20 protein-coding genes and 4 pseudogenes are annotated in these 23451 nt (G+C 72.6%); 15 read left to right on the top strand and 9 right to left on the bottom strand.

Going from position 1 to position 23451, the window contains the following annotated elements:
• Positions 1–29: 29 nt before the first annotated feature.
• Both MMR14E_RS08360 and MMR14E_RS08355 read right to left on the bottom strand, forming a co-directional pair.
• A pseudogene (locus MMR14E_RS08360) lies at positions 30–350 on the bottom strand (aldehyde dehydrogenase family protein); the annotation flags it as partial.
• The gene (locus MMR14E_RS08355; RefSeq protein WP_331313677.1) at positions 347–844 is read right to left on the bottom strand and encodes a hypothetical protein; all 498 of its coding nucleotides are present in this window, start codon (positions 842–844) and stop codon (positions 347–349) included. The pseudogene MMR14E_RS08360 and the gene MMR14E_RS08355, both read right to left, overlap by 4 nt.
• A 184-nt stretch (positions 845–1028) precedes the next feature.
• On the opposite strand from MMR14E_RS08355, the gene MMR14E_RS08350 reads away from it, so the two are divergent.
• Positions 1029–2000, top strand: coding sequence for a GNAT family N-acetyltransferase (locus tag MMR14E_RS08350; RefSeq protein ID WP_331313676.1), 972 nt, complete (start codon positions 1029–1031; stop codon positions 1998–2000).
• A 456-nt stretch (positions 2001–2456) separates the two neighbouring features.
• Complete coding sequence (locus tag MMR14E_RS08345; RefSeq protein WP_331313675.1) at positions 2457–4148, top strand: methyl-accepting chemotaxis protein; 1692 nt, start codon at positions 2457–2459, stop codon at positions 4146–4148.
• A gap of 69 nt (positions 4149–4217) precedes the next feature.
• Here the strand turns inward: MMR14E_RS08345 and MMR14E_RS08340 are convergent, their stop codons facing one another.
• Positions 4218–4490 carry a hypothetical protein gene (locus MMR14E_RS08340; protein ID WP_331313674.1) on the bottom strand — a complete coding sequence of 91 codons (273 nt, stop codon included), beginning with the start codon at positions 4488–4490 and terminating at the stop codon, positions 4218–4220.
• A gap of 83 nt (positions 4491–4573) precedes the next feature.
• Between MMR14E_RS08340 and MMR14E_RS08335 the strand changes: the two genes are divergently transcribed.
• A complete protein-coding gene (locus MMR14E_RS08335) occupies positions 4574–5314 on the top strand; it encodes an amidohydrolase family protein (protein ID WP_331313673.1) in 741 nt (246 codons plus the stop codon).
• Here the strand turns inward: MMR14E_RS08335 and MMR14E_RS08330 are convergent.
• Entirely contained in the window at positions 5202–6128 is a 927-nt protein-coding gene (locus tag MMR14E_RS08330) for a LysR family transcriptional regulator (protein ID WP_331313672.1), read from the bottom strand. The genes MMR14E_RS08335 and MMR14E_RS08330 overlap by 113 nt on opposite strands.
• A 117-nt stretch (positions 6129–6245) precedes the next feature.
• On the opposite strand from MMR14E_RS08330, the gene MMR14E_RS08325 reads away from it, so the two are divergent.
• From MMR14E_RS08325 to MMR14E_RS08315, 3 genes are read left to right on the top strand one after another with little or no spacing between them, the layout of a single operon-like run.
• Complete coding sequence (locus MMR14E_RS08325; protein ID WP_331313671.1) at positions 6246–7562, top strand: citrate:proton symporter; 1317 nt, start codon at positions 6246–6248, stop codon at positions 7560–7562.
• Positions 7563–7588: 26 nt separating this feature from the next.
• A complete protein-coding gene (locus MMR14E_RS08320; protein WP_331313670.1) occupies positions 7589–8926 on the top strand; it encodes an acyclic terpene utilization AtuA family protein in 1338 nt (445 codons plus the stop codon).
• Between the two features lie 18 nt (positions 8927–8944).
• On the top strand, positions 8945–9280 hold the full coding sequence (locus MMR14E_RS08315; protein WP_331313669.1) for a hypothetical protein: 336 nt from the start codon (positions 8945–8947) through the stop codon (positions 9278–9280).
• Between the two features lie 474 nt (positions 9281–9754).
• Here MMR14E_RS08315 and MMR14E_RS08310 read toward each other — a convergent pair.
• Positions 9755–9952: pseudogene (locus MMR14E_RS08310) on the bottom strand (CTP synthetase); the annotation flags it as partial.
• A pseudogene (locus tag MMR14E_RS08305) lies at positions 9910–12675 on the bottom strand (bifunctional [glutamine synthetase] adenylyltransferase/[glutamine synthetase]-adenylyl-L-tyrosine phosphorylase); the annotation flags it as partial. The pseudogenes MMR14E_RS08305 and MMR14E_RS08310, both read right to left, overlap by 43 nt.
• Before the next feature lie 304 nt (positions 12676–12979).
• On the opposite strand from MMR14E_RS08305, the gene chpT reads away from it, so the two are divergent.
• The 6 genes and pseudogenes from chpT to MMR14E_RS08275 all read left to right on the top strand — a co-directional run bounded on the left by chpT (position 12980) and on the right by MMR14E_RS08275 (position 19685).
• On the top strand, positions 12980–13690 hold the full coding sequence (gene chpT, locus MMR14E_RS08300; protein ID WP_331313668.1) for a histidine phosphotransferase ChpT: 711 nt from the start codon (positions 12980–12982) through the stop codon (positions 13688–13690).
• A 104-nt stretch (positions 13691–13794) separates the two neighbouring features.
• Positions 13795–16556: pseudogene (locus MMR14E_RS08295) on the top strand (hybrid sensor histidine kinase/response regulator).
• Positions 16557–16668: 112 nt separating this feature from the next.
• Positions 16669–17187 carry a chemotaxis protein CheW gene (locus MMR14E_RS08290; RefSeq protein WP_331313667.1) on the top strand — a complete coding sequence of 173 codons (519 nt, stop codon included), beginning with the start codon at positions 16669–16671 and terminating at the stop codon, positions 17185–17187.
• An 11-nt stretch (positions 17188–17198) separates the two neighbouring features.
• Positions 17199–17591 carry a response regulator gene (locus MMR14E_RS08285; RefSeq protein ID WP_043352407.1) on the top strand — a complete coding sequence of 131 codons (393 nt, stop codon included), beginning with the start codon at positions 17199–17201 and terminating at the stop codon, positions 17589–17591.
• Between the two features lie 58 nt (positions 17592–17649).
• Positions 17650–18825, top strand: coding sequence for a chemotaxis response regulator protein-glutamate methylesterase (locus MMR14E_RS08280; RefSeq protein WP_331313666.1), 1176 nt, complete (start codon positions 17650–17652; stop codon positions 18823–18825).
• Complete coding sequence (locus tag MMR14E_RS08275; RefSeq protein WP_331313665.1) at positions 18822–19685, top strand: protein-glutamate O-methyltransferase CheR; 864 nt, start codon at positions 18822–18824, stop codon at positions 19683–19685. The genes MMR14E_RS08280 and MMR14E_RS08275 overlap by 4 nt, the downstream gene beginning before the upstream one ends.
• Positions 19686–19839: 154 nt before the next feature.
• Here the strand turns inward: MMR14E_RS08275 and MMR14E_RS08270 are convergent, their stop codons facing one another.
• The gene (locus tag MMR14E_RS08270; RefSeq protein ID WP_331313664.1) at positions 19840–20100 is read right to left on the bottom strand and encodes a hypothetical protein; all 261 of its coding nucleotides are present in this window, start codon (positions 20098–20100) and stop codon (positions 19840–19842) included.
• On the opposite strand from MMR14E_RS08270, the gene MMR14E_RS08265 reads away from it, so the two are divergent.
• The 3 genes from MMR14E_RS08265 to MMR14E_RS08255 all read left to right on the top strand — a co-directional run bounded on the left by MMR14E_RS08265 (position 20099) and on the right by MMR14E_RS08255 (position 22412).
• Positions 20099–20500 (top strand): hypothetical protein, encoded by a 402-nt coding sequence (locus MMR14E_RS08265; protein ID WP_331313663.1) that lies wholly within the window; start codon positions 20099–20101, stop codon positions 20498–20500. The two genes, MMR14E_RS08270 and MMR14E_RS08265, sit on opposite strands and share 2 nt — an antisense overlap.
• Before the next feature lie 338 nt (positions 20501–20838).
• Positions 20839–21744 carry an SEL1-like repeat protein gene (locus MMR14E_RS08260; RefSeq protein WP_331313662.1) on the top strand — a complete coding sequence of 302 codons (906 nt, stop codon included), beginning with the start codon at positions 20839–20841 and terminating at the stop codon, positions 21742–21744.
• A 134-nt stretch (positions 21745–21878) separates the two neighbouring features.
• Entirely contained in the window at positions 21879–22412 is a 534-nt protein-coding gene (locus MMR14E_RS08255; RefSeq protein WP_331313661.1) for an isochorismatase family protein, read from the top strand.
• A 59-nt stretch (positions 22413–22471) separates the two neighbouring features.
• Here MMR14E_RS08255 and MMR14E_RS08250 read toward each other — a convergent pair whose 3' ends face one another.
• Both MMR14E_RS08250 and MMR14E_RS08245 read right to left on the bottom strand, forming a co-directional pair.
• The gene (locus MMR14E_RS08250; protein ID WP_331313660.1) at positions 22472–23068 is read right to left on the bottom strand and encodes a sigma-70 family RNA polymerase sigma factor; all 597 of its coding nucleotides are present in this window, start codon (positions 23066–23068) and stop codon (positions 22472–22474) included.
• Entirely contained in the window at positions 23065–23313 is a 249-nt protein-coding gene (locus tag MMR14E_RS08245; RefSeq protein ID WP_331313659.1) for a NepR family anti-sigma factor, read from the bottom strand. Before MMR14E_RS08245 ends, MMR14E_RS08250 begins: the two co-directional genes overlap by 4 nt.
• Positions 23314–23451 lie beyond the last annotated feature (138 nt).

The following is a 23451-nucleotide window of genomic DNA, read 5'->3' as shown; positions in this document are numbered from 1 at the left end:
AGACCCGCGTAGTACCACCACCATTCCGGCTGGTAGCGGGTCTGGCCGTACATCTCGGCGAACAACTTGCCGTTGTCGCGTACCTCGACCTCGGCCAGCGCCTTGGCCTCGCGCTCGACGAGGTCGCCGATCCGGCGCAGGACCTTGCCGCGGGCCGACGCCGTCATGGTGGCCCAGGGGCCGTCCCACATGGCGCGCTTGGCGGCGGCCACCGCCCGGTCCACGTCAACGCGCCCGGCGCGCGGGATCCGGGCCCAGGGCTCGCCGCGATAGGGATCGATGGACTCGAACCACGAGCCCTCGACCGGATCGACGGACTGGCCGTCGATGTAGAGCTGGTAGGTCTTCACGGCGCGCCTCTCCGTCCGGTGGTGCGCGCCATATGGATCCGGAGCCCGCCCGCGAGGATCAGCCCGTGCATCGCGTCCTCGTCCGGCAGCACGGTGGCGATGGAGGCGCGCGAGACGGCCAGGATCAGCGAGTCCGTCTCCGGAACCCGGCTGCGGCGGTACGGCTGCGACAGGTCGTTGAGGCTGACCGCGCCCGCCGGAACCTCCGCCACGCCCCGCTCGGTCTCGACGCTGTAGGCGTGCCGGCTCAGGTGCAGGACGAAGCCGTCCTGTCCGTCGCGCCGGATCTGGGACCGGGTCCGGGCGGGTCCCTGCGGCGCGGCGTTCATGACGCGCAGGGCCATCGGGCCGATCTGCGTCGTCTCGATCCGGCCCGTGAAGCCGCGCGGATCGGCATCGAGGTCGTGGGCCGAGAACAGCGCCCGCCACGCGGCGAAACGGTCGCGCTCCGGCAGAGGGTCGGTTGTGAAGAGGGACCGGGGTACGAAGTTCACGGCGGGACCGACGATCGAAGATCGGCGACTTTACCTTACGTTGCGCTTCCGCCTAGCCCCCGCGGGACACAATCGACGATCAGGCGTGCCGCGGCGCCCGCGTCGAGCGCCGACGTGAGGCGCCCCGGACGGCGCGGGCTTGCGCGAAACATAACGCGTTATATAATTAGGGGAGGAGAACGACATGCGTGCGGACATCCTCGACGAACTCGGACCGCTGTTCCTCGGCAGCCGCCTCAAGCGTCTCGCAGACCGTTTCCAGGCCGACGCAGCCCGGATCCTGAAGGACGAGGGTCTCGGCATCCAGCCGGCCCAGTTCCCGCTCCTCGCTGCCCTCGACCGCTACGGCCCGCTGACCATCGGAGACGCCGCCGCCGCGCTGGGCGTCAGCCAGCCGGCGGTCACGCGCACGGCAGCCAGCCTCGTCGCGCTCGGATTGCTCGACGAGGCGCGCTCGGACGCGGACCTTCGCCAGAAGGCGCTGTCGCTCAGCGTGCCGGGCGAGGCCCTGATGGTGCGCGCCAAGGAGGCGCTCTGGCCCCGCGTCGACAGCGCCGTCGCGGGGCTGTGCGACGGCCTGTCGGGCCCGCTGCTGAAGCAGATCGCCGCGCTGGAGCGCAGGCTCGACGCCGTCCCGTTCGCGGACCGCGTCCGCCCGGACCGCGCGGTCGGCGAGGCCGCGCCGGGCCTGGCCATCCGGGACTACACGGACGCGCTGGCGGATCGCTTCCGGGACATCAACGCCGAGTGGATCGAGGCGATGTTCGCGCTGGAGGAGAACGACCGCCGGATCCTGTCCGATCCCCGCGGGCAGATCCTGGAGCGCGGCGGCCTCATCCTGTTCGTGGAGGCCGAGGATCTCGGAATCGTCGGCACCTGCGCGCTGATGCGGACGGACGCGGGCTGCTACGAGCTGACCAAGATGGCCGTGTCCGAGCGGGCCCGGGGCCGCAAGGCCGGCGAGCACCTGCTGCGGGCGGTGCTGGCCCGGGTCGCGGCCATGGAGATCGAGACGCTCTACCTGCTGACCAACACCAAGTGCGAAGCCGCCGTGCACCTCTACGAGAAGGTCGGATTCCGGCACGACCCGGAGATCATGGACCGGTTCGGCCGGCGCTATGCCCGCTGCAACGTGGCCATGCGCTACCCCCTGTGACGCCGCCGGACCGGCGGCCCGCGTCGATCCCGTCCCGGTCGCGCCGCCCGGCACGGTGACGGAGGATCCGCAGATGTCCCGGCCCGCCGGCCGCCCCGGCTTCGGCAGGGGCGTCGTCCGCGCGTCGGGAGCCGGCGTCCGGTGAGCTGCGCGCAGCCCGCGCGGTCCGACGGTCGCGTAAAGCAGCGGCCGATGCAGGGCCGCCGCGGCTGCCCGGCCCCGGGACGAAACCCCGCGACGGCCAGCGCTGCCCCAGTCCGCGAAGGCTCCCGGCATGGCCCGCGTCAGATCTCGTCCGACCGTCGAGGCGCGCGCCGACGAAGTTCGGGATGCAGGTATTCAACTGAAAATTGATTTTATCATGTCGACAGCGGGATGTCGGAAACAGAATGTGTAACGGAATCTTATCGTCGCGCTCCCACACTGTTGGTTTAGCTCAGGAGCTGCGCTCGGACAATGAAAGCTTGGTTCGCGGAACTCTCGATCAAGCACCGGCTCGTCGGCGCACTCGGGCTGCTCATCGTCTGTCTGCTTCTCGTCGACGGCGTGGGTCTGCACGCCGTTGCTAATCTCGCCGAGGATCAGAGCCGCCTCGGCAACAACACGCTGCCCAGCGTGCGGTACGCCGGCGAGCTGCGCGGCAACGTGATCGACGTGCGCGTCAGCGTCGTGAACCACATCCTCTACCCCGAGGCTGCCCATATGCGGGCCGAGGAGGAGGCCCTGTCGAAGAAGACGGAGGCGGTGGCCGCCGCGATGCGCAACTACGCGCCGCTGATCGACGGTCCGAAGGAGCGCGCGCTCTTCGAGGTGTTCGACCGGGAATGGAGGGGCTACCTCGCGGCGATACCCGCCGTGCTGGACTACTCGCGGACGGGCCGCAAGGATCTGGCGCTGCGCGAGAGCCTCGTCGGCGTTCGCCCCCACATCAAGGCGGCTTCCCAGGCGCTCGAGGAGATCGTGGCGCTCAACAACGCCAGCGGTGAGACGGCGATCGCCCAGGGGGCGGCCGCCGCGTCCGGCGCGAAGCGGCTCATGCTGGTGATCGGCGCCGTGGCCCTCGCCCTCGCCACCGCGCTCGGGGCGCTGATCGTACGGAGCATCGCCGCCAGCGTCCGCGCCGTGCTCGAACCGATGCGCAGGCTGGCGGCCGGGGACCTCGCGGTCGCGATCCCCCACCAGGGCGAGCGGAACGAGATCGGCCAGATCGCCGACGCCGTGCAGGTCTTCAAGGAATCGGGGATCGAGGCGCGGCGGCTGGCCGCCCTCCAGGCCGAGGCCGACGCCGCCAAGATGCGCCGCGCCGAGCTGCTCGACCGCATCACGCGCGGGTTCGAGTGCGAGGCCGGGGCGCTCACCGACGAGCTGACCGCCGCCGCGACCGAGATGGAGGCGACCGCCGCCTCGATGACCGAGATCGCCGCGCAGACCAATACCCTCGCGGCGAGCGTCTCGGTCGCCGCCGAGCAGACGTCCGGCAACGTCCAGCAGGTCGCGAGCGCGACCGAGGAGATGGCGGCCTCCGTGCAGGAGATCAGCGGGCAGGTGACCCACTCGGTGGAGATTGCCGCCTCGGCGATCGCGCGCGCGCAGGAGACCGGCACCATCATCCGGGAGCTGTCCGACAGCGCCGACCGGATCGGCGCGGCCGCGGGCCTGATCTCGGGCGTGGCGAGCCAGACCAACCTGCTCGCCCTCAACGCCACCATCGAGGCGGCGCGCGCCGGCGAGGCCGGGCGCGGCTTCGCGGTGGTGGCCGCCGAGGTGAAGACGCTGGCCGAGCAGACCGCACGGGCGACCCAGGAGATCTCCGCCCGGATCGGCGCGATCCAGTCCGCCACGCGGGGCGCGGTGGAGGCGGTCCAGGGTGTGAGCCGCACGATCGACGACATGTCCGGCATCGCCACCCACATCGCCTCGGCGATCGAGGAGCAGGGCGCGGCCACGCGCGAGATCGCGCGGAACGTCCAGGAGGCCGCGCAGGGGACGCGGCAGGTCACGGGCCATATCGGGTCGGTGCGCGAGGGGGCCGGCGAGACGGGTTCGGCCGCCACGCAGGTTCTCGGCGCCGCGCGCACCCTCGCGGTCCGGTCCGACGGACTCAGCCGGGCCGTCCGCAGCTTCCTGGACGAGGTCCGGGCCGCCTAGCGATCGGGCTGGGGCGAGAGAGGCTGGGGCGGGAGGGCCTGCCTCCGTCGCGACCGGCCGCGCCCGCGCTCAGTTGCAGCCGTCGCAGATGCTGCGCTCGATCTTGTTGACCCGGGCGCGCTCGTATTCCTGCACGGCGCGCGGCGGCACTTCGCCCGGGCCGAGCGAGGTGCCGGGGGGCTTGGTCACGCCGAGGCTGTTGGTGTTCGGCGCCGTGATCGTCGAGGCCGGGCCGCCGCCGGTGCCGGTCTGGTCCGGCGCCAGGCCCTGCGCCGCGAGCGTGGCGGGGACGGCCAGGCTCAGCGTGGCCAGGGCCGCGGAGCGGTAGAGCGTTCGGGTCATCGTACCTCCCGTCTTCGAGCGCGTGAACCAGCCTGGCAGTATCCGTCGCCTGCCGGAACCGTTTTCGTCCAGTCGCGAGCCGGATGACTCCACGATCCACCGTAATCCGACTGACCGATAGAGTTCCGGCGTCGCGCGGAGCGATCGTGTGGCGGGCCGGGCCGGTTGCGGGCCCGGTCGATCTGCGCCGGTCGGCTCGCTCATCCCGCGAACGCTATGCGATCGGTTATTCGTCAATCGATAGTAGATCTTATCCAAATGTCACGAGAATGAAAACAGGTCTCGTCGGGTTCGGGAACCGGGAGGCTTGCAGGTGCGTCGCGTGTGAGGGCCGTCGCAAACAATCCGCCCGCGACCGGCGTCACGCCGTCGCGCACCTGGTCCATGTCGCGGACAGCGACGCGCCCCTCTCGCCGATCCGGGTCGGCGTGACGCGGGAGCTGGTCGGGCGGCCGGACGGGCCCGTGCTGAGCCCGGCCGAGGAGAGCCTGACGGTCGCGGAGGCGATCCGCGCCAACGCGATGGGCGCCGCCTATCGGCTCCGCATGGACGACAGGAGCGGGTCGGCGGCGGCGGGCAGGCGCGCCGACCTGATCGTCCTCGGCCGCAGCAGCCCGACGATCGACCCGCGCGTGATCCACCGGACCGAGGTCGCCCTGACCAAGATGGACGGTTCCGTGCGGCACCGGGCCCGCGGCTCCGATCGGCCGATCAGGCGCTCGACGGTGCGCCGGCGGCCGGCCCGCCCGGAGCCGCGAGCCGGTCCGCCACCATCCGGCAGAACGCCTCGGCCGCCGGCGGCATCGTCCGCCCCGCCTTCTTGATCAGGCAGACCGGACGCTCGAACAGCGGGTCGTCGATCGGCCGCGAACGGAGCAGGGGCTCGGCCCGGATCTCCCGCGCCGCGCCCGGGAGGATCGTCAGGCCGAGGCCGGCCCGGACCATGCTGACGGCGGTCATCATGTAGGTGGCCTCGCAGGCCACGCGGGGCAGCCGGCCCGAGCCGACGAAGGCGCGGTCGACCACCGCCCGCACGCTCGTGGCCGGGTCCATCAGGATCAGGGGATGCTCGGCGAGCGCCGCGATCGTGATCCGGGGCAGCGCGCCGATCGGGTGATCGGCGGGATAGATCACGTGCAGGGCGTCGCGCGTCCGGTGCAGGACGCCGATCTCCGGATCGCGGACGTCGCCGCCGACGATGCCGAGATCCGCCTCCTCGCCGCGCACGAGGTCGAGCACCCGCTGCGCGATGACGTCCTTGATCAGGAACGTCACGGCGGGGTGCTCGGCGCGGAAGCGGACGATCGCATCGGACAGAACGCTCGCCGCGAAGGACGGCAGCGTCGCGACGCGCACGACTCCGTGCCGCCTCGCCGCGAGGTCGCGGGTGTCGACCACCACCGCGTCGAGGTCGCGCAGCACGCGCTGGAACACGGGCAGCAGCTCGCGGCCGAGCCGCGTCGGCGCGACGGTGCGGCTGGTCCGGTCGAGGAGCCGCGCGTCGAGCGTCTCCTCCAGGCGCCGAATCTGAACCGTCAGGGCGGGCTGCGACAGGTTCAGCAGGGCGGCGGCCCGGGTGAAGCTGCCGGCCTGGACGACCGACACGAAGGCCCGCACCTGCCGGAGGTTGAGATCCATAAGCTCAGGCTATCGCCGCGATCCGATCTTTTCAATTGTGTCATGAAGTGTTCCGCCGTCTCCTGACCCGATACAGGCGCGGATTCGAACCGCGCCGGCGCCCAACGGGAGGAACGGATGCTGGCCCTGCTCGGCCTGTGCACGATCGCGCTGCTGCTCGCCGCCATCCTGACCAAGCGGATGTCGCCCCTCGTGGCGCTGATCGTCATCCCGGTCGCGGCCGCCCTGATCGGCGGGTTCGGCTTCGAGACCGGCAAGTTCGTCCTCGCGGGCCTGCAGAGCCTCGCGGGCGTCGTCGGCATGTTCGTGTTCGCGATCCTGTTCTTCGGCATCGTCAGCGATGCCGGGATGCTCGACCCGATCATCGACCGGATCCTCGCCCGGGTCGGCACCCGCCCCACCCGGATCGTGCCCGGCACCACCCTGCTGGCGCTGCTGATTCACCTCGACGGGTCGGGCGCGGTGACCTTCCTGATCACCATCCCGGCGATGCTGCCGCTCTACGACCGCGTCGGCATCGACCGGCGCATCCTGGCCTGCGCCGCCTCGATGGCGGCCGGCGTGAACTTCCTGCCCTGGACCGGGCCGATGATCCGCGCCTCGGCGGCCCTGAAGCTGCCGATCCCCGAGATCTTCTCGCCCCTCGTGCCGGTTCAGGCGGTCGGCCTCGTCTTCATCTTCGCCGCCTCGTACTGGCTCGGCCTGCGGGAGGAGCGCCGTCTGGCCCTCGTTCCCGGCGCCGCGGGGGCCGCGCCCGGCCCGGTCCCGACCGCCCGGACCCTGAGCGACGCGGAGCGGAGCCTGCGCCGCCCCGACCGCTTCTGGATCAACATCGTCCTCACCGCCGCGGTCCTGGGGACGATGGTGTTCCTGGCCGAGAAAGTGCCGCCGGCGCTGATGTTCATGCTCGGCACGGCGCTCGCCCTGGTCATCAACTACCCGCAGGTCGACGCCCAGCGGCAGCGCATCGACGCGCACGCCCGGGCCGCGATCCTGATGGCCTCGATCCTCCTCGCCGCCGGCGTGTTCACCGGGATCATGCAGGGCACCGGCATGCTCAGGGCCATGGCCCAGACGGCCGTCACCTTCGTGCCCCCCGAGATGGGCCGCCACATCCCGTTCGGGCTCGGCCTCGTGTCGATGCCCCTGTCGATGCTGTTCGACCCGGACTCGTTCTACTTCGGCGTCCTGCCGGTGGTGGCTGAGGTGGCCCACCAGCTCGGCGTCCCGCCGGTGCAGGTCGCCCAGGGCGCGCTGCTCGGCCAGATGACGACGGGATTCCCCGTCAGCCCGCTGACGCCCGCGACCTTCCTGGTCTGCGGCCTGACCGGGATCGACCTCGCCGACCACCAGAAGTTCACCTTCCCGTTCCTGCTGACGGCCTCGGTGGTGATGACCCTCGCCTGCGTCGTCCTCGGCGTCTTCCCCATCTGAACCCCTCTGACAGCGGAGAGCACGCCATGAGAACCGTCCGCCTCGGCGCCGGCGCCGGCTATGCCGGGGACCGCATCGAGCCCGCCGTCGAACTCGCCGAGCGCGGCGACCTCGACTACCTCGTGTTCGAGTGCCTCGCCGAGCGCACCATCGCGCTGGCGCAGCAGGCGAAGCTGCGCGACCCCGCGGGCGGCTACGATCCGCTGCTGGAGGCGCGCCTGCGGGCCGTGCTCGGGCCGTGCCGGGCCCGCGGCGTCCGCATCGTCACCAACATGGGCGCGGCCAACCCGGTCGCCGCCGCCCGGAAGGCCGGGGCGCTGGCGCGGGAGATGGGCCTCGCCGGCCTGCGGATCGCCGCGGTGACCGGCGACGACCTGCTCGACGCGGTCCGGGCGGGCGACTTCGTCCTGGAGGAGAGCGGCGAGCCGGTCGCCAGCCTCGGCAACCGCGTCGTCTCGGCGAACGCCTATCTCGGCGCGGCGCCGATCGTGGCCGCCCTCGCGGACGGTGCCGACGTGGTCATCACCGGCCGCGTCGGCGACCCGGCCCTGTTCCTGGCCCCCCTGGTGCACGCCTTCGGCTGGGCGATGGACGATTGGGAGCGCCTGGGCCGCGGCACCCTCGCGGGGCACCTCCTCGAATGCGCCGGCCAGATCACCGGCGGCTACTTCGCCGATCCGGGCTTCAAGGACGTCCCGGACCTCGCGCGCCTCGGCTTCCCCATCGGGATCGTGGCCGAGGACGGCACGGTCGAGATCACGAAGGTCGCGGGCTCGGGCGGCCGGATCAGCCTCGCCACCTGCAAGGAGCAGCTGCTCTACGAGGTGCACGACCCGGCCCGCTACATCCAGCCGGACGTGGTCGGCGACTTCTCCGGCGTCGCGATGGAGCAGACCGGCCCCGACCGCGTCCGCGTGAGCGGCGCGACCGGGGCGCCGGCGACGGGCCTCCTGAAGGTCTCGGTCGGGTACGTGGATTCGTATATCGGCGAGGGGCAGATCTCCTACGCCGGGCCCGGTGCCCTGGCCCGCGGCCGCCTCGCCCTGGCGGTGGTGCGCGAGCGCCTCGCCCTCACCGGCGTGGCGACGACCGAGCTGCGCTGCGACCTGATCGGCGTCGACGCGCTCCACGGCGCGGCGCTGTCGGGCGGGCGCGAGCCCTACGAGGTCCGCCTGCGGGTCGCCGGTCGGACCGACACACACGCCGAGGCGGTGCGGATCGGCAACGAGGTCGAGACGCTCTACACCAACGGCCCGGCCGGCGGCGGCGGTGCCTGGAAGTCGGCCCGCGAGGTGGTGGCGGTGCAGTCGGTCCTCGTCCCGGCCGCGCTCGCCCGGCCGCGCGTGCACGTCGTCGAAGCCTGAGAGCCGGGAGTCCCGAGGATGAAGCTGCGCGCGCTCGCCCATGCCCGCACGGGCGACAAGGGCAACACGTCGAACATCGCGCTGATCGCCTACGATGCGGCAGACTACGAGCACCTGGCGGCGCACGTCACGGCCGAGCGGGTGCGGGCGCATTTCCGCGGGATCGTGGCCGGCGATGTGACCCGCTACGCGCTGCCGAAGCTCGGGGCGCTGAACTTCGTGCTCACGGGCGCGCTCGGCGGCGGCGTCACCCGCTCCCTCGCCCTCGACGCGCACGGCAAGGGCCTCGGCTCCGCGCTCCTCGATCTGGACATCCCGGACCGGCCCGAAGCCGGGCGCGCGCCGCCGCGGTGAGGCCGCCGGCCCCGCCGGCCCGACGCGCGATCCCGAGGCTCAGCGCCAGCCGAGCAGCACGACGAAGCTCGAGAAGGTGAGGGTCGCGGCCACGAGGGCCAGAACGAGCGGATCCATCCCCGCCGGCTAGCGGCTCGCCGCCGGGGCGGCCATCGGGCGTTCGGCCGCTGCGGCATGATCGCGGCCCGCCCGCGATCCGGATGCGAACCGGAGGGCGCCCATGACCGTTGACGGTCGTTCAGCGTGACCGTTCGAAGAGCCCAGATGGACCGTCCCCGCCGCGTCGGACTGCCTTGGTACACCCCGGAGCAGTACCCAGCCCTGCGCACCAGCCTCGCGGACGGTGCCAAGCTGCCGCCCGACTACGAGACCTGGCGCGTCGCCACGGAGCAGATGGAGCGGGAGGTGCAGCGCAGCGGCGTCGAGGTCGTGCGCGTGCCGATCGAGCCGGAGATCTTCGCGGCGTGGTGCGAGCGCCTCGATGACCGCGGTCTGGCGGACGTTGCAGAACAGCGCGAGCTTGCGCCGCTCGTCCATCGGGATCGGCCGGTCGCAGCGGCAGAGCAGGATGTCGGGCTGGATGCCGATCGAGCGCAGCTCCTTCACGGAGTGCTGCGTCGGCTTGGTCTTCAGCTCGCCCGCGGACGGGATGTAGGGCAGCAGCGTGAGGTGGNGCCGCGCGCGTCCGGGAGACCCACCGCCTTGGCGATCTGCCGGGACGCGGTCTCGGACGGCTCGGCGGCGGGATCGGTCATCACGAGCCGCTGCCACTGGTAGACGGCGTCGAGGAAGCCGTAGGTCTCGGCGAGGGCCTCGCCCGCCGCCGCGGGCAGGAGGCCGCGCGCGGCCGCCTCCCGGAACAGCGCCTCCGCGCCGAGGCCGATGCAGCCGGGCCAGTCGCGGGCCCGGCTCAGCACGATGGCCTGAGCCAGGAAGTCGAGGTCGAACAGCGCGCCGGGGGCGAGCTTCAGGTCGTAGGGGCCGGCATGGCCCCGCTCCCGCGCGACCAGGGCCCGCATCGCGCCCGCCTCGGCGCAGACGGCGGCGGTCTCGCGCGGCTGCCGGAGGATCCCGGCGATCGTGGCCGTGACGTCGGCCGCCAGCGTGGCGTCGCCGGCCACGACCCGGGCGCGGGCGAGGGCCATGTGCTCCCAGAGCTCCGCCTCGCCGCCGTGATAGGCCGCGAAGCCGCTGAGCTGCACCGCGGGCGGGCTGTGGCTGCCGTAGGGCCGCAGCCGCAGGTCGACCGCGTAGAGCCGGCCGCGCCGCGTGGCCGTGGTGAGCGCCGCGAACACGCGCTGCGCCAAGCGGTTGTAGGCCACCACGGCGTCGAGGGGGCGGCGGCCGTCGCTGGTGCGGTTCTCCGGGTCGAAATCGTACAGGAAAACGAGGTCGAGGTCGGATTCGGCGCTGAGCTGGCGGGACCCGAGACGGCCGAGCGCCAGGATGCAGCAGCGCCCCGCCGGGACCGCGCCGTGGTCGAGGGCGAACCGGCGCTCCTCCGCCTCCAGGCTCAGCGCCACCGTGGCCTCGGCGATCGCCGCGTAGGCCTCCCCGGCCTGGCGCGGGGTGAGGATGCCCGACAGGAGGCGGGCCCCGGTGACGAAGGCCATCTGCCGCGTGGCGTCCCGGCAGCGGTCGAGGCTCTCCTCGTGGCTCGCCGGCTGGCCCAGGAGCGCCCGGTACTGCGCGCGAACCTCTCCGGGATCCGTGGTCGGCGTCACGAAGTCGGCGTCGAGCACGGTGTCGAGGACGTGCGGGCTCAGGCCGACCGTGTCGGCGAGGCGCGGCGCCGTCCCCAGGATGTCGGCGAACAGGAGGCGCAGGCGCTCGTGCGAGCGCAGGATGGCGAGGAGTTCGGCCACCGCGGGCATGCGCGCGAAGGCCCGGTCGAGGGCGAGGAGCGCCGCGTCGGGATCGGCGGTCCCCCCGAGCGCCCGCAGCAGCGCCGGGAGCAACTCGGCGAGGATCTCCCGGGCCCGGCCTGTCCGCAGGGCCGGGCGGCGCCCGAGATGCCAGCCCTGCACGGTCTCCCAGGCCAGGGGCGGGTCCCGGAACCCGAAGGCGCCGAGCCGCGCCAGGGTCTCGGGATCCGGCTCGCTCTCGCCGAAGACCAGGGCGGCCCCGTCCGCGCCGGCCTCCGGCTCCGCCTCGAACAGCAGGGCGTAGTGCGCCTGGACCCGCCCGGCATGGTGGAGCAGGGCCGCCTCGAAGGCCGGCAGGTCGGGGAAGCCCGCGAACAGGGCGAGCGCGGTCAGCGCCTCGGTCCCGGTGGGCAGGCGCTGGGTCTGCTCGTCCCGGATCATCTGGATCCGGTGCTCGAGGGTGCGCAGGAACGCGTAGGCCGCCGAGAGCTCGTCCCGGGCCCGTCCGTCGATCCAGCCCTCCGCGACGAGCTCGCCGAGCATCGGGACGGTCTGCCGGCCCCGCAGGGCGGGCTTGCGGCCGCCGAAGACGAGCTGCTGGGTCTGGACGAAGAACTCGATCTCCCGGATGCCGCCGCGGCCGATCTTGATGTCGTGGCCGCCGACCGCGACGGTCTCGTGGCCGCGGACCATGTGTATCTGCCGCTTCAGGGCGTGGATCTCGGCGATGGCCGGGAAGTCGAAGTGCCGGCGCCAGATGAACGGCGCGAGTTCCGCCAGGAAGGCCGCGCCGGCCGGGATGTCGCCGGCGATCGGCCGGGCCTTGATGAAGGCCGCGCGCTCCCAGTTCTGGCCGAGCGTCTGGTAGTAGTCGAAGGCGAAGGCGGTGGAGAGCGCCACCGCGGTCGAGCCGGGGTCCGGCCGCAGCCGGTAGTCGATGCGGTGGACGTAGCCGTCGGCGGTCCGGTCGGCCAGGAGCTTCACCAGCCCCTGCGCCAGCTTGACGAGGAACGGCTTCGGGTCGCCGCCGGTCGCCGCGGCGGTGGGCTCGGCCTCGTAGAAGACGACGAGGTCGATGTCGCTGGAGTAGTTCAGCTCGCAGCCGCCGAGCTTGCCCAGGCCCAGGACGATCAGGCCCGACCCGTCCTGCGGCGCCTCCGGATCCCTGGGCCGGTATCGTCCGGCCGCGATCCCCTGCCGGAGGAGCGCCTCGACGGCCGCGCTCACCGAGGCGTCGGCGAAGGCCGACAGGGCGCGGGTCACCGCCTCGAGGTCCCAGCAGCCCCCGAGATCGGCCAGGGCGACCAGGAGGGCGTGGGCTTCCCGGTTGGCGCGCAGCCGCCGGCCGACCTCGGCGAGGTCGGGATTCGCCCCGCAGGCGGCGCCGACCCCGCGCTGCCGCGCGACGATGTCCCGGCTCATCGCGTCCGGCGGCTGCTCCATCAGGGCGACGAGCCGCTCGGGCGACCGGGTGGCCGCCCGCCAGAGGAAGGGGGAATGGTCCGCCAGCCCGAGGAGCAGGTCCCGGCAGGGCCACCACGGCTTCGGGACAGGGCCGCGGCGGCGCGCGCGGGCCCGGAATCGGCGCCCGGCCCGGCCTCCCGTCCGATGCGGTAACGCTTTTCAAAGCCGACCGTGGCGTCTATCCGTGCGGACCGGTCGTCGCCCCCGGTCCGGCCCGCAGGCCGCGCGGGACCCTTTCGGGCGACTCGATCGCCGCAGGGGCGGCCGAGGACTGGGCGGCCGAGAACCGGGCGGCCGGGAACCGGCAGCCTCAATCGGGGCCCCGGCCCGCAGACGTCCGCACCTCAGATCCGCCCGCCCGGAGCGCACCATGTCCTCCCCGACCTCGCCCACCCTGACTCTCGACGGCCTCGACCTCGCCGCCCTGCTCTGCTCCCGCGTCTGCCACGACGTGATCAGCCCCGTCGGCGCGATCGTGAACGGGCTCGAGGTCCTGGAGGACGACCAGGACGAATCGATGCGGACCTTCGCCCTGGAGCTGATCGGGAAGAGCGCCCGCCAGGCCTCTGCGCGGCTGAAATTCGCCCGCATCGCCTTCGGGGCCGCCGGCTCGGCCGGAGCCTCGATCGACCTCGCCGACGCCGAGAGCGTGGCCAAGGGCATGTTCTCCGACGACAAGACCAAGCTGACCTGGAGCGCGCCGCAGGCCCTGTTCCCGAAGAACAAGGTCAAGCTCCTCCTCAATCTCGTGATGGTCGCCACCTCTGCGATTCCCCGCGGCGGCCTGATCGACGTCGTCGTCTCCGGCGACGGCGAGGCGCCCACGCTGGTGCTCAAGGCCAAGGGCTCGCACGCCCGCATCCCGCCCCACGTCGAGGAGCTGATGGCCGGTCGGCCCGAGAGCGGCACCGTCGACGCCCACGGCATCCTGCCGTTCTACGCCGGCCTCGTGGCGCGGGCCGCCGCCATGGATGTGCGCTTCGCCATCGAGGGCGATGAAGTGACTATCACCGCCACGCCCGCAGTGATCGACGCGCCCGAAGACTCCGATGGAGAAGCTTCGGACACGGCGCTGGCGTGAAACTCTGAAAAAGGTGCCGCGCGGGGCCGGGATGGAAACGCTTCCCTAACCCCGCGCGAGTAAGTAGGTTGCGCGAGACCTTCTCCGCGTAACGAGTAGCGCCTATGGACGACCTGCTTCGCGAGTTTTTGACCGAGAGCGGGGAGCATCTCGACACGGTCGATGCAGAATTGGTTCGATTCGAGCAGGATCCGAACAACGAGACTATTCTGCGGAACATTTTCCGACTCGTGCACACGATCAAGGGAACCTGCGGGTTCCTCGGTCTCCCGCGGCTCGAAGCCCTGGCGCACGCCGCCGAGACCTTGATGGGGCGATTCCGCGACGGGCTGCCCGCCACGTCCGATTCCGTCACCCTGATCCTGCTGACGCTGGACCGGCTGAAGGCGATCCTGGCCGACCTGGAGGCCACCGGCACGGAGCCTGCGGGCTCGGATGACGACCTCATCTCCGCCCTGGAGCGCATGGCCGAGGGCGCGCACGAGCCGGAGGCCGCCGCCCCGCCGCCCCCGCCCGAGCCGGTCCTGCCCGATCCGGTGGTCCGCGAGCTGAAGCCCGGCGAGGTCTCGCTGGACGACCTGGAGGCCGCCTTCCTGGCCGCCCCCGGCCCGGACGAGTCGGATTTCCTGCCGCCGCCGGCCCCCGCGGTGNCCCGGCGGCCGCCGTCGCGCCCGCTCCGGCCCCCGCCGTCAGCGCGGCGCCCAAGGTCGAGAAGAAGCCCGAGCCGGCCCGGGCCGAGCCTGTCGAGGCCGAGAAGGCCGAGAAGCCCGAGCCGGCGCGCGCCGAGAAGGCCGAGGCCGTCGAGGGCGAGGCGACCGCCGCCGCCAAGAACCAGACGATCCGGGTGAACGTCGACACGCTCGAGCACCTGATGACCATGGTCTCGGAGCTGGTGCTGACCCGCAACCAGCTCCTCGAGATCGCCCGCCGGCACGAGGATTCGAGCTACAAGGTCCCGCTGCAGCGTCTGTCGCACGTCACGGCCGAGCTGCAGGAAGGCGTCATGAAGACGCGCATGCAGCCGATCGGCAACGCGTGGCAGAAGCTGCCGCGCGTGGTGCGCGACCTCTCGGCCGAACTCGGCAAGCAGATCGACCTGGTCATGGTCGGCAACGAGACCGAGCTCGACCGGCAGGTCCTCGAGGTCATCAAGGACCCGCTGACCCACATGGTCCGCAACTCGGCGGATCACGGCCTCGAATCGACCGCCGAGCGCGTGGCGGCGGGCAAGCCCGCCCGCGGCACGATCCGGCTCGCCGCCTACCACGAGGGCGGCACCATCACGATCGAGATCGCCGACGACGGCAAGGGCCTGAACCTCGCGGCCATCCGCAAGAAGGCGGTGGAGCGCGGCCTGGCCTCCCAGGCCGATGTCGAGCGGATGACCGACGCCCAGGTCGCCAAGTTCATCTTCCACGCCGGCTTCTCGACGGCGGCGGCGGTGACCTCGGTCTCGGGCCGCGGCGTCGGCATGGACGTGGTCAAGACCAACATCGAGACCATCGGCGGCCTGATCGACATCGCCACGACGGCGGGGCGCGGCACCACCTTCACCATCAAGATCCCGCTGACGCTCGCCATCGTCGCCGCCCTGATCGTGCGGGCCGGCGAGCACCGCTTCGCCCTGCCGCAGGTGGCGGTTCTGGAGCTGGTTCGGGTCGACGCCGGGGCGCAGCGGGTCGAGCACATCAACGGCGCGCCGGTGCTGCGCCTGCGCGAGCGGCTGCTGCCGATCGTCTCGCTCACCGGCCTGCTCGGACAGTCGAGCCCGGGCGCGGAGACGGACCAGGCCGGGTTCGTGGTGGTCGCCCAGGTCGGGCGCGAGCGCTTCGGCATCCTCGTCGACGAGGTCTTCCACACGGAGGAGATCGTCGTGAAGCCGATGTCGGTGAAGCTGCGGCACATCCCGATGTTTGCCGGCAACACGATCCTCGGCGACGGCGCCGTGGTGCTGATCGTCGATCCCAACGGCGTGGCCCGCCAGGTGGCGCAGGGCGTCCAGGGCAGCGGCGGCCACATCGACGCCGACGCCGACGAGGCGGTCGAGATGGCCGACACCAAGACCACGCTCCTGGTGTTCAAGGGCGGCCAGGGCAGCTTCAAGGCGGTGCCGCTGTCGCTGGTCACCCGCCTCGAGGAGATCGAGTGCGCCAAGGTCGAGTGGCTCGGCGGCCGCGCGCTGATCCAGTACCGCGGGCGCCTGATGCCCCTGGTCCCGGCCGACGCGGCGATCACCATCAAGTCGGAGGGGACGCAGGCCCTGGTGGTGTTCTCCGACGGCGAGCGCGCCATGGGCCTCGTGGTCGACGAGATCGTCGACATCGTCGAGGAGCGCCTGGACATCGAGATCGCGGCGGACCGGTCGGACCTGATCGGCTCGGCGGTGCTTCGGGGCCGGGCGACCGACATCATCAACATCGCCCACTTCCTGCCGCTGGCCTACGACGACTGGGCGCGCGGCCTGAAGCGGCCCGAGCAGATCTCCACGATCCTGCTGGTCGACGACTCGGCCTTCTTCCGCGACATGCTGAGCCCGGTGCTCAAGGCCGCGGGCTACCAGGTGGTCACGGCGGCGAGCGCCGAGGCGGCGCTGTCGACCCTCCAGTCCGATCCGCAGATCGAGGTGGTGGTCACCGACCTGGAGATGCCGGGCCGCAGCGGCTTCGACCTCGTCGCCGCCATGCGGCGGGCCGAGCCGCGCCTCGCCGGGCTCCCGGTGATCGGCCTCACCGGCGCGGTCGGCGCCGACGCGGTGGAGAAGGCGCGGGCGCTGGCGATCAGCGACCTCGTGGCGAAGTTCGACCGCAGCGGCCTGATCTCGGCGCTGGCCGAGATCGGCGCCGCCACGGTGTCGAAAGCCGCCTGAGCCGCCCGCCCCAGGGCGATCGACCCGAGCCGATCGACCCGAGCCGATCGACCCAGGCCGATCGCCCAAAGCCGATCGCGACCATCGCGACGAACGAATCCGGAGAGTTCCGATGCAGGCTGCCAACGCCAACACCAGCGGCGCCACCACCAACGGCGTCGAGACCGGCGCCACCGACGACTTCGTCACGGTCTTCGTCGGCGAGACGCTGTTCGGCCTGGCGATCGAGCGGGTCCACGACGTCTTCGTCCCGTCGGGCGTGACCCCGGTGCCCCTGGCGCCGGCCGAGATCGTCGGCCTCCTGAACCTGCGCGGCCGGGTCGTGACGGCCATGAGCCTGCGCCGCCGCCTGGGCCTGCCCGACGCGGAGGCCGAGGCGGACGGCAGCAAGGCGAGCCCGAAGATGGCGATCGGCCTGGAGCAGGCCGGCGAGACCTTCGCGCTGGTGGTCGACGGCGTCGGCGAGGTGCTGAAGCTCGGCGCCGACAGCCGCGAGGCCGTGCCGATCAACCTGGATCCGCGCTTCCGCGACCTCGCCACCTGCGTCCACCGCCTCGACGGGCGGCTCCTGGTGATCCTCGACGTGGACGCGCTCCTCGGCTTCACGCCCGCCGGCGCCAAGGCGGCTTGAGGGAGAGGTCGATGAAGGCGCCCCACGAGACCACCTGCCTGGTGGTGGACGATTCCGCGGTGATCCGGAAGGTCGCCCGGCGGATCATCGAGGATCTCGGCATGAACGTCAGCGAGGCCGAGGACGGCAGCGCCGCCCTCGAAGCCTGCGCGGCCAGCATGCCGGACGCGATCCTGCTCGACTGGAACATGCCGAACATGGACGGCTACGCGTTCCTCCAGGCCCTGCGCCAGAGCGAGGGCGGGGGTGTGCCGAAGGTCCTGTTCTGCACCACCGAGAACGACGTCGGGGCGATCGCCCGCGCCCTCCGGGCGGGGGCCGACGAGTACATCATGAAGCCCTTCGACCGCGACATCCTGACGGCCAAGCTCGAACAGGTCGGACTCGTCGCCGACGCGGCCTGATCGCCTGCTCCCTGACCCGCGGCCCGAGCCCCGCGACCCTGCACCCGAGGCAATCATCATGGCCCTGAGTCCCGCGGTCGCCCCGCTGCGCACGCCGCCAACCCAGAGCACGACCTCATCGGCCACGGCGATCCGTGTCCTGGTGGCCGACGACTCGGCCGTGGTGCGCGGCCTCGTGGCCCGCTGGATCGGCGAGGCCGGGTTCGAGCTCGTCGGCACGGCCTCGAACGGCCGGATCGCCCTCGAGCTGATGGCCAAGCACGACCCGGACGTGGTCCTGCTCGACATCGAGATGCCGGAACTCGACGGCACGACCGCGCTGCCGCGCATGCTCGCCATGAGCCCGAGCGTGCAGGTCGTGATGATGTCGACGCTGACGACGCGCAACGCCGACATCTCGCTGAAGTGCCTCGCCCTCGGCGCGGTGGACTACATCGCCAAGCCGGAGAGCAGCCGCGGCGTCACCACCTCGGACACGTTCCGGGTCGAGCTGATCGAGCGGGTCCGCGTGTTCGGCTCCGCCCGCGCGCGGAACCGGCGCCCGGTCACCGCGCCCGCGGGCCACGCCCCGGGGCATCACGCCGCCGCCGCCGCGGCGCGCCCGGCGACCCCCTTCACCCTGCGGCCCAAGGTCCGCACCCGGTCCCAGCCCCGGGCCCTTCTGATCGGCTCCTCCACGGGCGGGCCGCGGGCCGTGGGCGAGATGCTGGAGGGCATCGGCGCGGCCGCCCTGCGGCGCCTGCCGGTCCTGATCGTCCAGCACATGCCACCGATCTTCACGGCGGTCTTCGCCGAGCACCTGTCCACCCGCACCGGGCTCCCGGCGGCCGAGGGCAAGGCCGAGGAGCGGGTCGAGCCGGGCCGCATCTACGTGGCCCCGGGCGGCCGCCACATGGGGCTGGCCGCCGGGGCCGGCGGCCCGATCATCAAGCTCACCGACGGCCCGCCGGTGAATTTCTGCCGTCCCGCGGTCGACGTCCTGTTCAAGGACGCGGCGGTGGTGTTCGGCGCCGCCACCGCGACCGTGATCCTCACCGGCATGGGCTCGGACGGGACCAACGGCGCCCGGGCGCTCACCGAGGCCGGCGGCCCGGTCCTCGCCCAGGACGAGGCCACCAGCACGGTCTGGGGCATGCCGGGCAGCGTCGCGCGGGCCGGGCTCGCCGAGGCCGTGCTGCCGCTGCCCGAACTCGCGACGGCGCTGCGCGCCATGATCACGGGGCAGCCGGCATGACCGAACTCGAGTTCGAATTCCTGCGCACCTTCCTGAAGCAGCGCTCCGGCCTCGCGCTGACGCCGGAGAAGCGCTACCTCGTGGAGAGCCGGCTGACCCCGGTCTGCCGCCGCTTCGGGCTCGCCAGCCTCGGCGACCTGATCGGCACCCTCAAGCTCGCCCAGAACAGCACGATCGAGCGGGCCGTGGTCGAGGCCATGACCACGAACGAGACCTTCTTCTTCCGCGACCGGATCCCGTTCGACCTGTTCCGCGACACGCTCCTGCCCGACGTGCTGGCGCGCAATGCCGGCCGTCGCCGGCTGCGCATCTGGTGCGCGGCGGCCTCCACCGGGCAGGAGCCGTACTCGCTGGCCATGCTCCTCCAGGAGGCGGCGCCGCGGCTCGCCGGCTGGCAGGTGGAGATCGTCGCCACCGACCTGTCGACCGAGGTGATCGAGAAGGCCAAGCTCGGGCTGTACAGCCATTTCGAGGTCCAGCGCGGCCTGCCGGTGCAGTGGCTGATCAAGTACTTCACCCAGGTCGGCGAGCAGTGGCAGATCGCCCAGAGCCTGCGCAGCATGGTGGATTACCGGCAGCTCAACCTGCTGCACAGCTTCGCCTCGCTGGGCCAGTTCGACGTGATCTACTGCCGCAACGTGCTGATCTACTTCGACGCGCCGACCAAGTCGGACGTCCTGGCGCGGCTCGCGGCGCAGCTCGCCCCGGAGGGCGCGCTCCTGCTCGGCGCCGCCGAGACGGTGATCGGCCTGACCGACCGGCTGTCGCCGAACCCGAAGCATCGCGGCCTCTACGGCCACGCCGAGGCCGCGGCGCGCCCGGCCGAAGCGGCGCCGCTGCGCATGGCCGCGAGCCTCTGAGCGGCGCGATCGGGGTTCCCGGCCGCGCCGACGCGGCCGTCCCGTCACCGAGGCCGTCCCTTCACCGCGGCGGGGATCCGGGCGATCGCGGAAACGCGGCCTTAAGGATCGCGTGGGTAATTTGCACACGGACCCGCCGCCGGGCGAATCCGGCTCATCCGTGACCCGAGCCCCCAATGAGTACCGTCTCATCCACCGCGACAGCGCAGCTCGCCGCGCAGCGATGGTCGCCGCCGCCGTCGCCCAAGACCCAGATGTCCGACACGATCAGCAGCGCGCTGTCGGCCGGCACGATCAGCAGCACCGACGCGACGGCGCTCACGAGCGCCCTGAGCAGCATCGATTCGAGCCTGTCGTCGGACAGTTCCGCCTCGAGCAGCACCGCGACAGGGTCGAAGCTCGACCCGTCCTCCATGAAGGACCGGATCGACGGCCTGATCGCCGATCAGGTCAGCAGCGGCAGCCTCACCGCCGACCAGGCCACGGAGCTGAAGAACCTGTTCGCCAGCCACGGCCGGAGCACCCAGAGCACCGACGCCGCGGGCGACGGGACCGGCGACGTCGCCGGTCCGGACGGCCCGCCGCCCGGGCCCCCGCCCGGCCCGCCCCCGGGAGACGCCGCGGGCGGCGCCGGGACTGGCCTGTCGGCCTCCGCGTCGGCCTCGACCACCTCGGCGGCGGGGACGACGAACGACCTGCTGTCCACCTTCATCCAGCAGCTCCAGAGCAGCCAGTCGGGCAGCGCCGGCTACGGGGCGAGCGGCACCGCCAACAGCGGCACCGTCTCGGCGCTCCTGGTCGACTTCCGCAGCTGAGGCCGCGGCCCGTCCCGGCGAGGGGCCGGGGCGCGAGGTCGGGGCGCGCTCGGCGGGCCTCCCGNAGGCGCACGGGCCGCCACGCGCGAGCCCGTCGCGCGCCTGCGGGACGCGCCGGCGCGGCGGGCCGCATGTGCGATTTGGTCCAGAAAGTCCTGCCGGACCCGGATAGGTCACGGATCAGTTCGGTGCAGTTCAGCTGAAGGGGCCTCGTCCCGGAAGACTGTCATCGGACGGAACAAGGTTCTGAAAGACGCCATCAGCATTGCGGAAGATGCTCGGGATCGGCTTCCGCGCAGGGCATGACGGTTCGCGTGCCCGCACAGGGATTCACGGCCATGCGCGCGACATCCATCGTTTCCATGACGCTGGCGCTCTCGGTCCTGTCCGGACTGGGCGCCCGGGCGGAGACCGCCCGGAGCGCCTCCGCGACGCTGGCCACCGGCGCCAGCGCTGCCGCGATGTACAATCTCGGGATCCTCTACATCAATGGACAGGGCGTGAAGCAGGATTTCGGCACGGCCGGACGCTGGTTCGAGAAGTCGGCCGCCGGCGGCGACGTCGACGCCATGCTCAACCTCGGCAGCCTGTACTACAACGGCCAGGGCGTGAAGCAGGACTACGCCGCCGCGGCCGCGTGGTTCGAGAAGGCCGCCCGGGCCGGCAACGCCGAGGCGATGAACAACCTCGGCAGCCTCTACGATGCCGGCCAGGGCGTGACGCAGGACTACGCCACCGCCCGCAGCTGGTACGAGAAGGCCGCGGCCGCCGGTGCCGCGTCGGCCATGTACAATCTCGGGCTTCTCTACACCAACGGTCAGGGTGTCGGGCAGGATTACGGCGCGGCCGCGTCCTGGTTCGGGAAGGCCGCCGCCGGCGGCAACGTCGACGCGATGAACGCCCTCGGCAGCCTGAACCTCAACGGTCTGGGCGTGAAGCCGGACGCCCCCGCGGCCCGCCGCTGGTTCGAGAAGGCGGTCGCCGGCGGCAACGTCGACGCGATGAACAACCTCGGCAGCCTCTACCTGAACGGCCAGGGCGTGAAGCCGGACGACGCCGCCGCCCGCCGCTGGTTCGAGAAGGCGGCCGCCGCCGGCCACGCGGAGGCGATGAACAATCTCGGCTTCCTCTACCTCAACGGTCGCGGGGTGAAGCAGGATTTCGACGCCGCCCGGCGGTGGTTCGAGAAGGCCGCCGGCGGGGCCGCGGCCGCCGGCGTCCCCGGCGACATCGCGCTCCGCTAGGGCAATGCGCCGGCGGGGTCGCGGTCGAGACGCGCACCTGTCATGCCGGTGGGCGCGGTCCCGAACGGGCCGGACGGGACGCGGATCGGGCGCGTCCGTCTCCGACGGGACCCCTCCGCAGGGACCAGACATCGATGCCGCAGATCGACTCCGCCCGCTCGCTCCTCCTCGTCATCGACGTTCAGGTCCGGCTGATGCCGACGATCGCGGAGGGGGACGGGGTCGTCGCCAATGCGGGCCGCCTCCTCGCCGCCGCGCGGCTGCTCGACGTCCCGGTCCTGGTCACCGAGCAGAACGCCGCCGGCCTCGGGCCGACCGTGCCGGCCCTGGCGCCCGAGCCCGGGACGGTCTTCGCCAAGATGAGCTTCGGCGCGACCCGGACGCCCGGCTTCCTCGAGCGCCTGCCCGCGGACCGCGACCTCGTGGTCGGCGGTTGCGAGGCCCATGTCTGCGTGCTGCAGACGGTTCTCGGGCTGCGCGAGGCCGGTCGCCGCGTCGCCGTGGTGGCCGACGCCGTGGGCTCGCGGCGGATCGGGAACCGGGAGGCGGCGCTCGCCCGGATGGCGGCCCACGGCGCCGAGATCGTCACCACCGAGATGGTGGCGTTCGAGTGGCTCGGCACGGCGCGGCACAGGCGGTTCCGCGACGTCGTCAGGCTCATCAAGTAGGCTCCGCGGCGGTCCTCGCGGCGGTCCTCGCGGCGGTCCTCGCGGCGGCCGCGCGCGCCTCAGGAGCCGTCGAGGGCCGCGCGGGTCTGCGGGTCGGGTCCGATATCGTCGGTGCCGGTCATGCCCAGCACCTCGATCAGGCGGGTCCGGGCGCGGCTGACCCGGCTCTTGATCGTGCCCACCGCGACGCCGCAGATGGCCGCGGCCTCCTCGTAGGTGAAGCTCTGGGCGCCGACCAGGACGAGCGCCTCGCGCTGGGCCGGCGGCAGCTGGTTCAGCGCGCTCTGGAACTGCGCCATCTCCATCCGGATCTCCTGCTCGGGGAGGGCGGTCAGGCGCCCGGCGTGGACGCCGTCGGCGTCCTCCACCTCGCGCTTGCGTTTGCGCTGCTCCGAGTAGAACAGGTTCCGCAGGATCGTGAACAGCCACGCCGTCAGGTTGGTCCCGCGGCGGAAGCTGGCGGCGTTGATCCAGGCGCGCACGAGCGTGTCCTGCACGAGGTCGTCCGAGCGGTCGAGGTCGTAGGTCAGCGAGAACGCGAAGGCCCGCAGCGCCGGGATCGCCCCCAGCAGGAGGTCGCGCATCTCCGCGTCCGCGCCCCGGGGGGCCGGACCGGACCCGCTCCCCGCGGGGGCGGCTTGCAGCATCAGGGTCATCGCGAGGCCTCCGTGTCGGAGTGGGCGGCGAGTTCGTCGAGCAGCGTCCGGAGCCGGTCCGGAATCGGCAGGGCCAGGACGCCCGCGTAGTGCAGGCGCAGCCCCCGCCCGATCCGGTCCCGCGCCCCGTCGTCGATCGGCCGGCCGGGGCTGCCGTCCGGCACCGGGCGGGACGCGGCCGCGGCGCCCGTTCCGGCCGCGTCCGCGGCGCCCGGAATCCCTGGATCGTCCTCGGTCCCTGACATGGTCGCGCCCCCCCCGGTCGTGCGCGATGGGGCCCCGAGGGGCCCGGCGGTCCGCCGGACCGTTGTCCCCGTCGGTTCGGCGAAGACGCGTCTCATCGCCTTCCGGCAGCGCTGGTAGGCGCGACGGATTTAATCGGT

The organism is Methylobacterium mesophilicum (genome assembly GCF_036441335.1).
Classification (GTDB): Bacteria; Pseudomonadota; Alphaproteobacteria; order Rhizobiales; family Beijerinckiaceae; genus Methylobacterium; species Methylobacterium mesophilicum_B.
Note: the sequence above shows the minus strand (reverse complement) of the source record. Positions and strands in the feature narration are given on the sequence as shown.